The sequence below is a fragment of the Chitinophaga sp. 180180018-3 genome, from assembly GCF_037893185.1.
Classification (GTDB): domain Bacteria; phylum Bacteroidota; class Bacteroidia; order Chitinophagales; family Chitinophagaceae; genus Chitinophaga.
Window position 1 is genome coordinate 1689977 of the sequence record NZ_CP140772.1, and the last position, 17622, is coordinate 1707598.

At 47.9% G+C, this 17622-nt stretch carries 10 protein-coding genes; 9 read left to right on the forward strand and 1 reads right to left on the reverse strand.

Annotated elements, in window-relative coordinates; genetic code table 11:
- Positions 1-17 precede the first annotated feature (17 nt).
- From UNH61_RS06885 to mrdA, 9 genes are all read left to right on the forward strand, one after another.
- Positions 18-3536: a SusC/RagA family TonB-linked outer membrane protein gene (locus UNH61_RS06885; protein WP_326991399.1), complete on the forward strand. Its 3519-nt coding sequence runs from the start codon at positions 18-20 to the stop codon at positions 3534-3536.
- A gap of 14 nt (positions 3537-3550) precedes the next feature.
- On the forward strand, positions 3551-4999 hold the full coding sequence (locus UNH61_RS06890; RefSeq protein ID WP_326991400.1) for a SusD/RagB family nutrient-binding outer membrane lipoprotein: 1449 nt from the start codon (positions 3551-3553) through the stop codon (positions 4997-4999).
- 142 nt (positions 5000-5141) lie between these two features.
- Positions 5142-5726, forward strand: coding sequence for a sigma-70 family RNA polymerase sigma factor (locus tag UNH61_RS06895; RefSeq protein WP_326991401.1), 585 nt, complete (start codon positions 5142-5144; stop codon positions 5724-5726).
- A 230-nt stretch (positions 5727-5956) separates the two neighbouring features.
- Entirely contained in the window at positions 5957-6895 is a 939-nt protein-coding gene (locus tag UNH61_RS06900) for a FecR domain-containing protein (protein WP_326991402.1), read from the forward strand.
- Between the two features lie 132 nt (positions 6896-7027).
- Positions 7028-10366: a TonB-dependent receptor gene (locus tag UNH61_RS06905; RefSeq protein ID WP_326991403.1), complete on the forward strand. Its 3339-nt coding sequence runs from the start codon at positions 7028-7030 to the stop codon at positions 10364-10366.
- An 18-nt stretch (positions 10367-10384) separates the two neighbouring features.
- The gene (locus UNH61_RS06910; RefSeq protein WP_326991404.1) at positions 10385-12181 is read left to right on the forward strand and encodes a RagB/SusD family nutrient uptake outer membrane protein; all 1797 of its coding nucleotides are present in this window, start codon (positions 10385-10387) and stop codon (positions 12179-12181) included.
- Between the two features lie 152 nt (positions 12182-12333).
- Positions 12334-13446 carry a glycoside hydrolase family 76 protein gene (locus tag UNH61_RS06915; RefSeq protein ID WP_326991405.1) on the forward strand — a complete coding sequence of 371 codons (1113 nt, stop codon included), beginning with the start codon at positions 12334-12336 and terminating at the stop codon, positions 13444-13446.
- A gap of 60 nt (positions 13447-13506) precedes the next feature.
- Entirely contained in the window at positions 13507-14382 is an 876-nt protein-coding gene (locus UNH61_RS06920; RefSeq protein WP_326991406.1) for an SH3 domain-containing protein, read from the forward strand.
- A gap of 107 nt (positions 14383-14489) precedes the next feature.
- Positions 14490-16442, forward strand: a complete 1953-nt coding sequence (mrdA, locus tag UNH61_RS06925; protein ID WP_326991407.1) for a penicillin-binding protein 2 — start codon at positions 14490-14492, stop codon at positions 16440-16442.
- 48 nt (positions 16443-16490) lie between these two features.
- On the opposite strand, the gene UNH61_RS06930 is transcribed toward mrdA, so the two are convergent.
- Positions 16491-17384, reverse strand: coding sequence for an Abi family protein (locus UNH61_RS06930; protein ID WP_326991408.1), 894 nt, complete (start codon positions 17382-17384; stop codon positions 16491-16493).
- Positions 17385-17622: the final 238 nt, after the last annotated feature.

Consider the following 17622-nt stretch of genomic DNA (forward strand, 5'->3'; position numbering starts at 1 on the left):
ACATAAAATGAAAGCTCATGATTCTCATTTCTAAAATTAGAGAAAGGATACCTATTTGCAAATTATTTAGGTTAAAAATAAGGTATCTCTTTTTATGTTTCTTATCACTTATCCTGTGTTATCCGGTACTGGCGCAAACCGGCCGGCAGCTCGACCGTAAAATACCGCATCTTTCCGTTGATGCAGGCAACGCCCTGGAAGCTCTGCGGGAAATAGAAAAAGTGACCGGTCTTAATTTCGCCTATAATGCCAACCAGCTCAAAAATTATCCGGTATCTAAGCAGACCTTCGATAACAGGTCCCTGCGCGATATTCTTACCAGTCTATTGAAAAACACCCATTCTGTTATCAATGAACAATCCGGCGTGATCGTGATATTGCCGGTAGCAGCCCAGGACAAAGCCCCGGCGCCGGTGAAGAAAACCACCGGTATTATCAGCGACAAATCCGGTCCGCTGCCGGGAGTAACCGTACAGGAAGAGGGTACCAGCAATGGTACGATCTCCGACGAAAACGGTCGCTATGCCATCAAACTAAAAAATCTCCCCTCCACACTGGTATTCAGTATCACCGGTCTGAAAAAACAGGTGATACCGGTAACAGAAGAAGGTACGCTGAATATTTCTATGGAAGGAGATCTTCAGAAGCTGAATGAAGTAGTAGTTACCGCGCTGGGCATCAAACGGGAAGAGCGTTCCCTGGGATATGCCATCCAGAAAATCGGTGGCGAACAGGTAGATAACGCCAGGTTCACTGACCTGAAAACCGCGCTGGCCGGGAAAATCGCCGGCGCCCAGTTGGTAGGCGCGCCCAGCTCCACTTTCAGGGATGCGGGCATCCGTATGCGCGGCGCCAACAGTTTAGGCGGCGGTTCTCCTATTTATGTGCTGGATGGAACTATTATTTCACATACCGATATCAACCTGGATAATATTGAATCCATCTCCGTGCTGAAAGGCGCTGCAGCTACGGCGCTCTATGGTATCCGCGCTGCTGCCGGCGCCGTACTGCTGACTTCCAAAACCGGGAAACGCAATCAGCCTGTGCGTGTAGAGGTGAACTCCGGAACGGCTTTCGAAAAATTATCGGTGATCCCTAAGTATCAGAATATTTATGGCGCCGGCGATAACACGAACTTCGATATATTCCATTTCGATCCGTCCAAACACCCGGCCGATTGGAAACAATTCGACGGCCAGAAAATGGTGCAGTATTATATGGACCAGAGCTGGGGCCCGAAGATGGATGGCACGCCGGTAAGAGAATGGTTCAGCTGGTATCCGGGTGAAGACTTCGGCAAGCTCACACCGTTTGTACCGCATCCCAATAATATACGCGACTTTTTCCGTACAGGCATTAATCTCAATAACAGCGTGGCTATTTCCGGTGGCTCTGAAAGGGCATCTTACCGGATATCATACGCTAATCAATACCGGGATCTCATTTACCCAAACGCCAACCGCAAACGTAATTTCATTGATTTCGCGGGTAATTTTGATGTCACTGACAAGTTCTCCGTTTTTGCAGATATCAATGTAGTCAGCACCGTGCAACTGGCCGAGCCCTATGACGGCGGAAACTCGAATCAGCGCAGTATCATGGCCCAGTTCAACCAGGAGTTCCAGCGTTCCGTTGATATGAAACGACTGCTTCCCTATAAAACACCCGACGGTACTTACCGTACCTGGAACATTGTAGGGCCTAACGGCAACGACTCCGCTTCTGCATTGCGGCCACGGAAAAGAGATAATCCCTACAGCGTTTATTATGAGAGTTACCGCCGGTATAACAATTACCGCATCTTCGGTAATGCTGGGTTCAACTATAAGATACTGCCAGGGCTGAAACTCCAGTCGCTGGTACGTGCGGATATCATGGCCGACGAATACGACGACAGGATTGCCTCCGGTACCGTGAAACAGGATATGTATAAATCCGGCTCCTCCCTGCCCCGGGAATTCAACTATGAAATGACGCTGAATTACGGCAAACAGCTGAAGAACCTTTCTATAGACGCTTTGCTGGGAGGCAATATCCGCCATTATAAACTGACCCGCAACGAAGCGAATACAGTGGGTGGTTTGAGCGTACCTAACCTGTATTCCATTGCTGCTTCCAACCAGCGCCCGAATGCCTTCAACGACTATTTTGAGCAGGAAGTGAGAAGTATTTACGGCAAGGTATCATTGGGATACAAGCGTTTTTTGTATCTCGATCTGACCGGGCGTAACGACTGGTCGTCCACTTTACCGGTAGCGAAGAATTACTATTTCTACCCATCTGCATCGGGTAGTTTTATTTTCACCGAACTGCTGCCCCGCAGCAACTGGCTGAACTTCGGAAAGGCTCGTCTGGGTGTGGCGCAGGCCGGATCTGATGCCGACATCTACGCTATCAATACCGGCTATAACCTGCAAAACCCCTACAATAACTATCCGGCGCTCACTACGCCCGATAAGCTGGTAGACCCGCATTTGTCGCCCGCCCTGAGCACCAGTATAGAGGCCGGTCTTGCACTGAAACTGTTCAACAACCGGCTGGGACTGGATTTCAGCGTTTACCGGAACCGTAATACCAAACAGATCGCGAACCTGGCCATCAGTGAAACCAATGGCTACAACAGCTACCTGACCAATCTCGGTGAAATAGAAAGCAGGGGCATGGACCTGGCTATCACGGCTACGCCCATACGAAAAAAGGAACTGCAGTGGGATGTGTATGCGAACATAGCAACAAATAAATCGAAAGTGATAGACCTGGCCGCTAACATGGATAACTACCTGGCTGCCAGCCGGGAGAATGGTTTGCGCCTGGAGCTGGATCATCGCAAAGGCGCGGAATGGGGGCTGCTGGTAGGGCCTACCTTCCAGTATTATCAGGCGAAAGATGCGAATGGTAAACCGATGGAAAGTCCATATAACGGCAAGCCTGTACTCAACGCCAATGGTGCTTATCTGACCAATGAGAACCAGCCGCTGGGTTCCATTTTGCCGAAGTTTACCGGCGGACTGGGAAGTACTATTATATACAAGAATTTTGATTTCACTTTCTCTATCGATTACCAGGTAGGAGGTAAGTTTCTTTCGCTTACCAAAATGTTTCTGCTGGGTACCGGGTTGGATCCCGCCACAGTGGGCGTGAACGACAAGGGTATCGACTGGAGGCTGCCGGTGGCGCAGGGCGGAGGCATCAAGCCGGATGGTGTGCTGGCAGATGGTACCCCATTCAACGGCTACGTAGAAGCCCGGACTTACTACTGGACTTACCTGTTCAACAAAGTAGCCCCACCGTTTATTTTCGATGCCAGCTATGTAAAGCTGAGAGAGCTGCGGCTGGGTTATACATTCGGCGCCAGGCCCTGGACAAGGCAGCTGGGCGTGAAGAGCCTGAATGTAGCCGTATACGCGCAGAACCCCTGGCTCATTTATACCGCCCTGAAAGGCATAGATACATCTGAGCTGGAAAGTTTCTGGGAGGAGAGAGGACAGGTGCCGGCCACCCGCACCATTGGTGTTAACCTCAAACTGGTATTATAATTAAACATAACAATATGAAGCAGCATTATATATATTGTATCCTTTGGCTGATGTTGGCCGTGTATGGTTGTAAGCCCGGCGATTTCGGTGGAACCAATTCCAATCCCAATATGCCGAAAAAGCCTTACACCGGTTATCTGATCACGAATATTATCCGCGAAATGGCGGCTACCATTGAGGGCAGCAATGGGGTGCCGATCCGGGAAGCGCCTTTGTATTCGCAGCATCTTGCAGAACTGACATATCAACGTGAAGGGGTATACGTAAAAGGCAACTGGGACTATGGATATTACTTGGGCCCGCTGATGGATGTACAGGTAGTGATTAACACCAACCAGGATCCGGTGAAGAAGCTGGAAGCCCAGGCATTTGGCTCCAACGCCAATCAGCTGGCGATGGTGCGCATTATCAGGGCTTATTTCTTTTTACATATGACCGATCGCTGGGGCGATGTACCCTACTTTGATGCGCTGAAAGGTAACGACAACCTTACACCCGCATACGACAAGCAGCAGGATATTTATAACGATCTGTTTAAAGAACTGAAAGAAGCCATCGCGCAGTTCGATGGAGGCGTTAATGTAAAGGGAGATATCCTGTTTGGCGGTGATCCGGCTAAATGGAAGAAATTTGCCAATACCCTGCGCCTGGTAATGGCACTCCGCCTTTCGAAAATAGATCCCGCCAAAGGAAAAACAGAATTCAATGCTGCCATCGCCGACGGTGTGATCATGGATAACAAGGATAATGTGGTGTATAACTATCTCCCGTCGGATCAGAATAACGAAAACTACTGGTCATTTTCCTGGAGAGTAGATAACAATCCTTATGCCTTATCGACCACACTGGTGAACCTGTTGCAGGCTGGCAATGATCCGCGGTTACCTAAGTTTGGTGATAAAGCGGGAGATGGACAATATCACGGTCAGGTATATGGTGTGATCAATACCAATTTTTCCTCTGTGTCTTTACTGGGAGCGGCGATGAGAAAACCGGAATCGCCTGTGTATCTCTATACAGCCGCCGAAGTACAGTTTGCGCTGGCAGAGGCAGTACTCCTGCAATGGATCCCTGGTGGCGATGCCGATGCAGCGGCCTATTACCTGGCTGGAATCAAGGCTTCCATGCAACAGTTCGGTGTATATACTGATGCTGCTTATACGGCCTGCATCACTTCTCCGGCTGTAGTTTACAATCCGGCAACAGCCCTGGAGCAGATTGGTACCCAAAAATGGGTGGCCCTCTTCCTGAATGGCTGGGAGGCCTGGCATGAATGGAGAAGAACGGGCTTCCCCCGGCTCACGCCACCGGCCAACGCCCAAACCCGCGATGGTCAGATCCCCCGCCGGCATGGCTACCCCACCCGGGAAGCATTGCTGAACAAACAACATTATGACGAAGCCGTGCAACGGCTGGGAGGACCGGATGATTTGAGCAGCAGGGTGTGGTGGGATAAGAAATAATTAAGAATAGGGAATTAAGAATGATGAGCGAAGGCCTTAGCGATTGATGATACAATTAATCGCTAAGGTCTTCGCTCATCATTCTTAATTCCCTATTCTTAATTTTCCTTATTTTTCGCCTTGTTTTTAATACACGCGAAAAATGAAGAGTGATGGAGACTTACTGCAGCTGATTAAAAAAGACGATACGGCTGCATTTGAGGCTATTTATGATAAATATTGGCAGGGCCTTTATTTAAAGGCTTGTCAGCGCGTGGATGAAGCTGAAGCAAAGGACATGGTACAGGAGGTGATGATCACGCTCTGGCGCCGGCGGCACGACATAGCAGTCACACAGGAAGGGGATTTGGGGCGCTACCTGTTCACGGCTATACGTTACCGGGTGATCAGTTATTATGCATTCAGCTCGGCTGAGATCAGGAAAGCCGGTTTTTTCGACACATTTGACCAATATATCAATACCGATAATCTGGAAACCAAAGAGTTGAAAGAGCGTATCGAGGCGGAGATCAATAAGCTGCCTACACGCATGCAGCAGATATTCCGTATGAGCCGGGAAGATGATTACACGATAGCGGACATTGCAAAAACGCTGAAAATTTCTGAGCAAACTGTAAAAAACCAACTGACAGACGCCCTGAAAAGATTACGGGTGTCCTTAAAAGCATCTTCTGCCAACGACTGGACCATGGTGCTTATATATTTATTCTTTCATCTCCATAAATAATCATTAATCCGGTTTTTCTTTAAATGCCTGGTTGTATTGCCGGCATAAATAATCCTGTGCCTGCCTGCTGTGAAGCAATGCGTGTAGCGGAAAATCCGTCAAAAGTTATTTCACTGGCCATTGGCCTGCCGTTGTCGTTTTCAGGGAGAATGATAACGGCAGAAATTTTTTTTTACCCGGACTAGTACCGGAGCCCTTTTTTTCAGATAACCAATAAAAAGCTGTGCATTTTGGAAACTGCTAAAATCAGACGGTTGTTAAAAAAGTACCTGCTGGGAGAGAGCCAGGCAGAGGACAATAAGGCGATTGAACGGTGGTATCAGTCGTTCGATGAAGAAGCCATGCCCGTCATGGACGACCTCACCCGGCACCGTATCCGCCAGGAAATCTGGAGTGGCATCCATCCGCAAATTGTAGTAGCTAAAACGTTTTATCTTCGACGCAATCTCATGCGGGTAGCTGCCGCAGTGCTGGCACTCGTGGCCACTGGCAGCACCTGGTATCTCATTGCCCATCGTCGGCCTGCGGTTAATTACACCACCTATACCACCCGCATTGGCGAACGGAAAACGATTCATTTGAATGATGGATCTGTACTAATGCTCAACGCCGGATCCACCATCAGGGTACCGGATAATATGGCCATATCCAGGCAACTGAACCTGGTAGACGGAGAAGTATTCTTTGACGTCCGTACTAATCCCGAAGTTCCCTTCATCGTAGAAAGCGGCCCTTTACAGACAACTGTACTGGGTACCTCCTTCAATATTGCTGCCTACAAAGGCGTGCATACCCTCAGTATCGGTGTAGTGTCCGGTAAAGTACAGGTAGCCGGCGAAAAGCAAGCAACACGTGTGCTGGAGCATGACCAGGAACTGGTATACGACAAGGCCAGCGAAAAAATCAGCATAACATCTGTGGAAGAATCCCTGGCAGCATGGCAAAACGGGAAACTGGTATTCAATGATTTGTCGTTTGCCGATATGGTTATACTAATGGAGAAGAATTTTGGTATTACCATCACTACTGCGCGTGACGAGGTGAGGAGCACCAGGTACACCACAGAACTGCCAACAAACATGGAGCCGGTAAAAGCAGTGCAGGTACTGGCAGCCATCCATCATTTGAATGTACGCAGCATCAATGTGCATGCTGTTGTCTATGAATAATAAAATGTATCACCAAAGCTAATCGCTAAAAACAAGTACGTACTCATGCCACGTAAATGGAATTTTTCATTAATGCTAACAATTAATGCCTAACCACGTATGAAGAAAATTGTAGAAAATCTAAGAAAACGAATGCTTGCAGTCGTTTTGGCGCTGACGTGTGCACCGGCCATACTCCCTGTATACGCCGGCCAGGGCCAGATACTGCAGGAAACCAATGTCACTATTGCGCTGAAAGGTGGCAGCCTCGAGTCCGCCATCCGGGAGCTGCACCGGCGCACAAAGATCATCTTTGCCTACGACCGCCAGTTGCTTTCGGCATACACGGTAGAACGCCATTCTTTCTCCAACGAACGGCTGGATAATGTGTTGCAGAAATTATTGCAGCATAAATCGCTCGGGTTTGCTGAAGTCAATAACATTGTGGTGATCAGTAAAATGACCCCGTCGGCCACTCCGGCGGAAGACCGCCAGGAAATAGTGGTGTCGGGCGTTGTAAAAGATGAAAGCGGCAACCCGCTCCCCGGTGTAAGTGTAGCCGTTCGCGGGGTAAGCACCATGACCGCCACCGACGGAACAGGCCACTACAAGATCATTGTCAGATCTACCAACGATGTGCTGGCATTCAGCTATATCGGTTATGAAACAGCCGAGGTGCCGGTAGGCAATCAGACTACCCTTAATATACAATTGAAACCTGCGAGCAAATCGCTTGGAGAAGTGGCGGTGGTAGGCTTTGGCACGCAACGTAAAGTGAGCCTGGTAGGTGCCCAGAGCACCATCCGCCCGGCGGAATTCAAGCAGCCGGCTTCTGATATCTCCACCATGCTGGCGGGGCGTATATCCGGCGTAATTGGTGTGCAACGCTCCGGAGAACCGGGTAAATCCGGCGCCGACATATGGATACGCGGTATTTCCACCTTCGGAAATGGTAACAAGGCAACACCGCTGATCCTCGTAGATGGAGTGGAAAGATCTATCAATAACGTTTCGCCGGAAGATATTGAATCATTCACTATCCTGAAAGATGCAGCCGGTACGGCCGTATATGGTGTACGCGGCGCTAATGGCGTTATCCTGCTGAAAACCAAGACCGGAAAGGTGGGGAAACCCCAGATCTACTTTGATTATAATGAAGGGATCAACTCTTTTACCAAAAGACCGGAAATGCTGGATGGGATTACTTATATGAATCTCGCCAACGAAGCAGCTACTACCCGGAATCAGAATCCTGTTTTTTCCCAGGAAAAAATAGATAAAACTAAATCCGGAGAAGATCCATTGCTATATCCCGATGTTAACTGGATGGATGCCGTATTCAACAAATATGGTCATACCCGCAGCGCAAACCTGAATGCCAGCGGGGGAGTGGAGAATGCACAGTATTACGTTTCCCTGGGCTATTTCAATGAAAGTGGTTTCCTGAAAACAGATGAACTGGCAAAGTATAATTCTTCCCTGAAGTATAACCGGTATAATTTCACTTCTAATCTGAATCTGAAAGTCACTAAATCTACCAAACTGGATGTAGGAATACAGGGGTATTTCTCCAATGGAAATTATCCCGGCATTCCGAGTCATGATATTTTTCAGAGTGCGATGGATGCCTCTCCTGTGGCTTATCCTATCATGTACCCCGGTAACAGGGTTCCCGGACAGTCGGCCAACGGAGGATTCCGTAACCCCTATGCAGATCTTACCCGCAGGGGATACCGGAATGAATTCAAAAACCAGCTGTATTCCAATATCCGTGCAACGCAGGATCTGAAGGCTATCACACCGGGACTTTCCGCCACGGCCATGTTTGCATTTGATGTGTACAACCAGAACTATATCATCCGCTCGAAAAGAGAAGATACCTGGTTCCCGGATATGAATAAACCTTACAACGCCGACGGCACACTGAACCTGGTGAACACCTACCGGGGCGACGATTACCTCGGATTCGACAAGGCCGACGGCGACCGTCAGACAACCCGGCAGTTTTATACAGAAGCCGCTGTGAATTACGATCGTGGCTTTGGTAAGCACCATGTTACCGGTCTTGGTTTATTCTATTCCAGTGATAAAAGCAACACCCTCGCGGGCGATTTTATCAGCTCTATTCCCGAAAGATATCTCGGCTTCGCAGGTAAAGCAGCCTACTCTTTCGATGACCGCTATTTTATGGAATTCAATTTCGGCTACAACGGCTCAGAACTGTTTGCGCCTAAGAATCGCTTCGGATTCTTTCCTGCAATAGGTTTGGGCTGGGTTGTCTCCAATGAGCATTTCTTCGAGCCGCTGAAAAATGCTGTTTCCTTCCTGAAGTTCCGTTACTCTAACGGTAACACCGGTTTGGGTAGCGCAGCAGAAAGGTTCCTGTATATCACCAATCTCAATACTAACGATAACAACTATAAGTACGGTACCGGTTTCCAGGATAATGGCAGAGGTATTAGTATCAACCGTTATGCAACGGATGTACGCTGGTCTGTTTCCAACAAGCAGGATCTGGGAATGGAGCTGGTAACGCTCCACGACCGTCTGCGGCTGAATGTAGATGTATTCCAGGAACATCGTACCGGTATCTTCCTGCAAAGAGCTTCCAATGTGATGTTCATGGGGCTGGAAAACCAGCAGTATGGTAACCTGGGTATTGTAGATAATAAAGGGATAGACGCTAACCTGGAATACCGCATCTCAATCGGACAGGTAGAAATGAACCTGAGAGGTAATATCACCTGGAATAAGGATAAGTTGATAGAAGACGACCGTCCGCCGCAGCTGTATCCCTGGATGGAGCACAGAGGAAATAATGTGCTGGCGCGCTATGGTTATATCGCGGAAGGGTTGTTCAAAGACCAGGCGGAGATCGACAAAAGCGCAGTACCCGGCGATCGTTCACAGGTGAAGCCTGGTGATATCAAATACAAAGATCTTAATGGAGATGGCATTATTAACTCCGCCGATATCGCCAAAATAGGCCGGGGCGATGTACCCGCCATGGTATATGGTTTCGGGATGGACATCAGCTGGAAAGGCTTCAACTTTGCATTCCTGTTCCAGGGCGTATCCGATGCAGATCGCATGTTACAGGGAAGTGCCATCATTCCGTTCAATGGAGGAGGAGGTGTTACCAATGCTTTTGCGATTGCTACCGACAGATGGACCGTCGATAATCCACGGCAGGATGCCTTCTATCCGCGCCTCGCATATGGTGAAGCCGAAAACAAGAATAACACACAGCCCAGCAGCTGGTGGGTGAAAGACGTCAGCTTTATGCGTTTGAAGTCGGCGCAGATCGCATATAACCTGCCATCGGACGTGCTGAAACGCTATGGCATCAGGGCTTCGGCTGTGTACCTGCAGGGTATCAACCTGCTTACATTCAGCAAATTCAAACTGTGGGATCCGGAGCTCAACACAGATAACGGTTCCGCCTATCCGAACGTAAGAACCATTTCTCTCGGCGTGAACTTAAAGTTCTAATCTCTAAAACAAGCGAAAATGAAGAAACTGATATATATCTTTCTTGCTGCAGGAATACTGGGCACCTCCTGCCGCAAATTCCTGGATCAGGTACCAGACGACCGGCTGACGATCGATGAAACCTTCCGTACCTGGTCGACCGCACAGCGTTTCCTGGACAATGTGTACAGTCGTATCCCCGATGAATTCGGGCAACGCAACCCCGGCGATAACAATAACCGCGGACTATGGACCGGCGGCTGCGATGAAGCCGACTATGTATGGGGGTTTGTACAGTCGAACGATGTGAACATCGGTAACTGGGATGCCAAGTCCGGCTTTGTGGGCGACTACTGGCGGAATTTCTACAAAGGCATCCGTGCTGCCAGCGTATTCATAGAAAACGCCGACAAGATCACGGATATATCGCCTGCCCTGAAAGATCAGGCAAAAGCCCAGGCCCGCGCCCTCCGTGCTATGTACTACTTCTACCTGATGCGTATATACGGCCCCGTAGTATTGATGGGTGAAAAACCGGTACCGGTAGATACCACCCTGCAGATACCCCGTAATTCGTTTGATGAATGCGTAGCGTATGTGAGCGACGAGCTGCTGAAAGCGGCGGAAATACTGCCTGTTACCTATTCTTCAGAATCACTGGGGCATATTACGAAAGGAATTGCCCTGGCCTTCCGGGCCAATGCGCTGATGTATGCTGCCAGCCCGTTGTATAACGGTAATGCAGATATGGCGGCACTGGTGAATAAAGATGGAAAACATCTGATCAGCCAGTCGTACGATCCTAACAAATGGAAAACAGCCGCTGCTGCGTATAAATCTTTCATCGATCAATTTGTACCCGGTACTTATAATCTCTTCCGGAAAAATGGCGCTGATGGAAATCCGGATCCCTACCTTTCCTGCAGAGACGTTTTCCTGACCGACTGGAATCCTGAAGTAATCATGGCAAGGCCGGATAACTCCCTGAGTGCCCGCCAGTACGAGATGTGCCCTTATCATAGTGGTCAGGAATCCCGCGATGTACGAGGCAGTGGTGGTTTGGGGGCTACCCAGAATATGGTGGACGCATTTTTTATGAAGAATGGAAGAAGCATCGATGACCCTTCGTCTGGTTACGTAAAAACAGGTTATTCCGATTTCAAAGCACCTAACGACAAAGTATCCCAGCGTATCTATAACCAATGGGTAAACCGCGAGCCCCGTTTTTATGTGAACATCACTTACGATGGCAGCATCTGGCTGAACACCCGTTATCCGGGTATCGTCACCCGTTTATACGCCACCGGTAATTCGGGAAAGAAAACCGGCGGGAATGATTATTCCCCTACCGGTTATATTGTACGCAAAGCAATGGGGCTGGATAAATGGGATATGGGAGGCCGTACCCTGATACTCATCCGTCTCGCAGAAATATTCCTCAGCTATGCAGAATGCCTGAATGAAGCCGATCCTGGTAATGCGGATGTATTGAAATACATCAACCTGATCAGGGAACGTGCCGGCATTCCTCCATACGGTTCCGGTGAGCTGCCTGCGCCCATGGGGCAAGCTGCTATGCGCGATGCCATCCGCAAGGAACGCCGCGTTGAACTGGCCTTTGAAAACAACCGCTTCTTCGATGTACGCAGATGGAAGATCGCTGAGCAAACAGAAAATGGTCCTATGTACGGCTTGAACATCAACGCCGATCTGCCGGACTTCCTGAAGGTAGTACCGTTTGAAGTACGTGTGTTCAACAAAAGACATTATTTCTTCCCGCTTCCGGCCGATGATGTGGATAACGACAGACAGCTGGTGCAGAACCCGGGATGGTGATAATAATTAGGAATAGAGAATGAAGAATTAAGAATGATGAGCGAAGGCCCAGGTGGATAATACTTAGCAAAATCTGCCTGGGTCTTCGCTCATCATTTTTAACACATCATTCTTTTGATATTTTTTAATCTTCGCTTTCATTCTGCTTAATTATGAAAACAGCTTCTTTTTTACTTAGCCTTTTACTGCTGACTACCAATTGCTCCAAAGGTGATGGTAAGCCGCCAACAACGATCGTTCCCCCGCCCGTGGCCGTTGGTTTTACAGATAAGGATGCCACCACAGCGTATAATAGCTTCAATGGGTATTTCTACAGTACAGCTGATAAGCTCTATTACGTCAACACAGAGAAAAAAGATATAGGCGCCATCTGGACACAGGCTATTTACTGGGATATGGCAATGAACGTATATAAACGTACAAAGGATGCAGCTGATCTGCAGCGGGTGCGCGATATCTTTGAGGGCGGTTATAACCGGTACGATAAGTATAACTGGAATAATACGAAGGAGTGGTTTATATACGACGATATGATGTGGTGGGTCATTTCCCTTGCACGCGGTTACCAGCTTACGGGCACAAAGGAATACCTCGATCTTTCCGTATCTGGCTTCAAACGGGTATGGGATGGGTCTTTTGATCCTGACGGAGGCGGTATGTTCTGGGATTTTAATCACAGTGGTAAAAATGCATGCATCAATTTCCCGACAGTAATTGCGGCGATGACTTTATATAAGATTACCGGCGACGGTACCTATCTCCAGAACGCAAAAGACATATTTGCATGGGGGGCAGATAACCTGTACGACAAAACTACCGGCAGGGTAGCCGACAATAATGTAAGAGGAAACAAAGGATGGTCTGACTACACCTATAACCAGGGGACCTTCATCGGCGCCGCAGTAGCGTTGTACAAAGCTACCGGCACCGCGGCATATCTCGATATGGCTAATCAGGCCGCTGTTTATACCCAAAAGAGTATGAGTGATGCCAATGGTATACTGCCTGCAGAAGGCGACTGGAACGAACAGGGCGTACTGAAAGCGATCTTTGGACAGTATATCATGCAACTGATCAGCGAAGGAAATCAAACCCAGTTCCTGCCGTGGATACAAAAGAATATCAATGCAGCCTGGGGGAACCGGGATGTTACCCGTGGACTCACTTACCGCAATTATAAGATCCCGTGTGCGACAGGAACGCTACAGTCGTACGAGGCCAGCAGCGCAGTATACATGATGCAGATATGCCCTCCGGCAAAATAAGATTTCGTCGTTTTCATGAGGCAATACCCTATTTTTGCGCTTCAATAACAGTAATGCTTCATGAAAACGATGTTTTACCCTGTACTCCTTTGTTTGTTGATTTGTTTTAACCTGAATGCAGCAGCCCAGGAACAGGAACCCGCCTTTAATACCTGGATGATTGCTAAAGACCAGTTCCGTTACATCTTTGCCGATACCGCATTTGTACGGGTTAGTCCTGATACAAAACAGGCGCCCGTAGATACCCTGCTGCTGGGCGACGAGGTGAAAATAACCGGGTTTACCGGAAAAAATCTCCTGCTGAAAAGAATGGACCTGCCCTGGCTGAAAGTTTCCTATAAGAAAGACGGGCAGGACAAAGAAGGCTACCTCTGGGAAGGGCTTATCTCTTTCACACAGATACGCCGTGGTGATCTGAAGTTTGTATATGCTTACGACCGGATTGTGGATACACTTATCGAAAAACAACCGCATGAGCAATATGTTGTAAAGCTGAAAGTAGTGCAGGCTGGTAAACAGCTCACCGGTACATCGTTTAAGATATTTGCAACGGAAAGCTCCAGCTTTGCTTCCGGCAGGGTCATGAGCGGGCTCGGATTATCCAATGTGCAGCATATTGTCAGCCTCGAGTTTGGCGGAGATGCCTGTGGTGTTGAAACCAACTGCTTCTACTTTGCCATGATGAAAGACGGCCGGCTGGCGGATTTGCCGGGCAGGATGGTAGTGGGAGATGCCGGTGTGTATTATCACAATGAGTCTTTTGTATTCCCGGCGGAGAAAAATGGAGAACCAGATACCATCATCATGAACCTGACAGAAGGAGAAGAAACGGAGAAGATGGATAAGGATGGAAACCCTGTTATGAAAGAAACAAAAAGCAGTATGAAATATACCTGGGACGGAGAGAAAGCAAGCTTCCGAAAACTCAGCAGGTAAAGAAGAAGAACTCATCATTCGTAATGGCCGCTCGTCTATATTTTTTTCAAAGCGCTGTATTATTGAAATAGCTTTGTAAATCTAAACGATGCCCGTCATTACTTCCCATGTCCGTCTTTAATCATCCCAGGAAACGCGTTGTAGTATTCATTATTACAGGATTGGTACTTATGCTGATAACCCGGTTGCTTTACCTGCAGCTGATAGAAACCCGTTACGCCCGATTGGCAGATGCCAATGCTGTATCCCGGAAAATAGTATACCCCGGCAGGGGCATTATCTTCGACCGAAAAAACCGGAGTATTTTAGGTAACGATGTATTGTACGACCTCGTGGTAACCCCGGCTGCGGTTAAGAAGATAGATACTGCCTACCTCTGTAATATTCTTAGTATTAGTCGGGATGAATTTAGAAATCGTATATCCGATGCCGTTAGAAAGAACGGGCGGGTACGGCCTTCTGTATTTGCAGCGGCTTTAGCGCCAACAGCATACAGCCGTTTACAGGAGAGCATGTACCTTTTCCAGGCGGGGTTTGAGCTGGTACCCCGGCAGGTACGTTCATATCCTTATAAGGCAGCGGCCAATATCCTTGGTTATATCGGTGAAATATCGCCGGGGATGCTCAGGATGAAAGAGTATCATGAGTATCAGTCGGGCGACTATACCGGGTTGACCGGGCTGGAGAAAACTTACGAACGTATACTAATGGGCCAGCGCGGAGTGCAGAATATTGTAAAGGATAATCTGAACCGGCCGCAGGGATCCTTTGAAAACGGGGCATTTGATACCGCTGCTATTGCGGGGAAGAATCTTCGTTTATCGCTGGACATAGAATTGCAGCAACTGGGCGAAGAGCTGATGCGTAACAAGACCGGCAGCATCGTAGCCATTGATCCGCAGACCGGCGGTATACTGAGCATGGTAAGCGGGCCGGTGTTTGATCCCAACCTGTTAACGGGGAGTGGCCGTGCGCGCAATGCGGGGAAGCTATTTAATGATCCGACGGAACCCTTTCTGAACCGGGGAATACAGGCTACCTATCAGCCTGGCTCCGCGATGAAGCCGCTGACGGCCATCGTGGCGTTGGACGAAGGCCTGATCACACCGGCGTTCGGATATCCCTGCCGGGGAGGCTATAATGCCTGCGGACATTTCGTTAAGTGCCTGCACAGCGAAGCGGGTCACGCTGCCAATTTGCGTACCGCCATGGCGCATTCCTGCAATGCCTACTTTATTCATCTTTACCGCCTGGAAGTAGATGCCGGTAAATGGGGCGGAGTAAAAAAGGGACATACCAAATGGAGAGAATATATGCAGCGGTTTGGTCTGGGGCATAAACTCGGCATAGATGTACCCGGAGAGAACCCCGGTATAGTAGCTGATACAGCGGTGCTGAATCGTTTGTACCGCGGCAACTGGAGCTCCTGCTCGGAGTTGTATGTGGGAATGGGGCAGGGCCAGGTAGCTGTTACACCACTGCAGATGGCCAATGCCATGTGCATGATTGCCAATAAGGGGTATTATTATCTGCCCCATTTTGTGACAGCTATTGATAACGACAGCTCTGATATCCTTAATAAATACAAAGTGAAGCATACCGTTGCCAATGTATCCGATACCGCCTATCACGCTGTTATTTACGGCATGGAGGATGTGATTGAGCACGGAACCGGGAAAGGAGCTATGATGGAAGGAATAGCTGTTTGCGGCAAAACCGGTACGGCACAGAACCGTGCTAGAGTAAACGGAAAGGTAGTGGACCTGGAGGATCACTCGGTGTTTGTAGCTTTCGCGCCCCGCGATAACCCACGTATAGCCATTGCCGTGATTGTGGAGAATGCGGGTACCGGCGCCCGGTTTGCGGTGCCTATTGCTAACCTGATGATGGAAAAGTACCTGCACGATTCATTGCCGGCGTCTAAAAAGGCGCTGATGCAACGGATGCTGGAATCGAATACTATTCTGGCAGCGAAGCGGGAGGGATCCAGGATTGATTCATTGAATAATACTACGGGGGCATTGACGAACGAGGAAGTACTGAAACGGTATTTTCATTAGTTGTGTTGCGTAAATAACCTTTTATGTAGATAGGATAAAGCGAGGGGGCTATTGCCAAATGGTTTCCCGCCTCCAGTCTTCAGTAAATCCCATATATTCATAATCAAGGTGAGGATTATTATCAATAAGACTTAAAAGGTTGGATTTAAATTTTGAATCAGGCTGAATCTTACTGATTAAATGTAGCATGCAACAAATCGTGGCGTATAAACTATTTACGTCAATTCCCTCCATGTCACGGATAAACCGGTGTTTCTTTCTTGATGGAAAGGTGATTGTTTTAGCCATTGATCTATATACAATTCTGCTATGATGTGCGCACCTGTTCCTCAATTGGCTGATACAGTGTAACCAATTATTGAGAATAGTATCAGGCAAGTTAAAATCACTACATATTTTTAGCTTAATGTCTCTTTCTCCTAAATGTTCAAACATCCTGGAAATTCTTCCGAAAGAGATAATTTCCATTATCATCCAACAGGGAGGTAATGGCGGTGTGTCGTAGAAATGCCTGTAATGCTTAATTGGAGCTTCGTCGGAATCTTTAACTTCCGCTTCGATGTAGGTTAGAAAATTATCAAAATCAAAGGTAGGCAGAAAGTTATTTCTATCAATATACCAGTGAGCCCCAAGTTTATGAGCCATGGAATTGGACACTAATGTCTTAATTGAAACTTCAATGGTTTCAATAGCGTCAAATAAAATGAACTTCAAATTTCTGTCAAACAGAAAAAGGCCAATCACCTGATCGAAGTTAACATTCGATACAAATTTTCGGGTTTGAGCATCTTTGAATTTGTTGGTATAATGTTTTAGCCTGAAATAGCTGACATGTGACAACCAATGTGCTGAATTACTTTCAGCGATAATATTCAATCCTTTCTCCCTGAGAAGTTGGAGTTGCTCTTCAATGGTAAGTGTTGGAGTATTAAAACAGTTCATATTTTACCAAAAAAAAAGCCTGCCATCATCTGCGGCAAGCTTCAATAAGATAAAAAAAATAGCCTGCCAGATTTGCCCATGCATGCAGAGGGGTGGCAGACTGTGTTACCACAAATTTAGATAAAAATCCTTCAAGGAACAAGAAAAATATCCGCGCAGATTAAAAATATTTTAGCATACATCTTTCACTTAAAAACGCAGCAGTTAAAGATGGTTTCGCATCAAATGAAACGCTCTT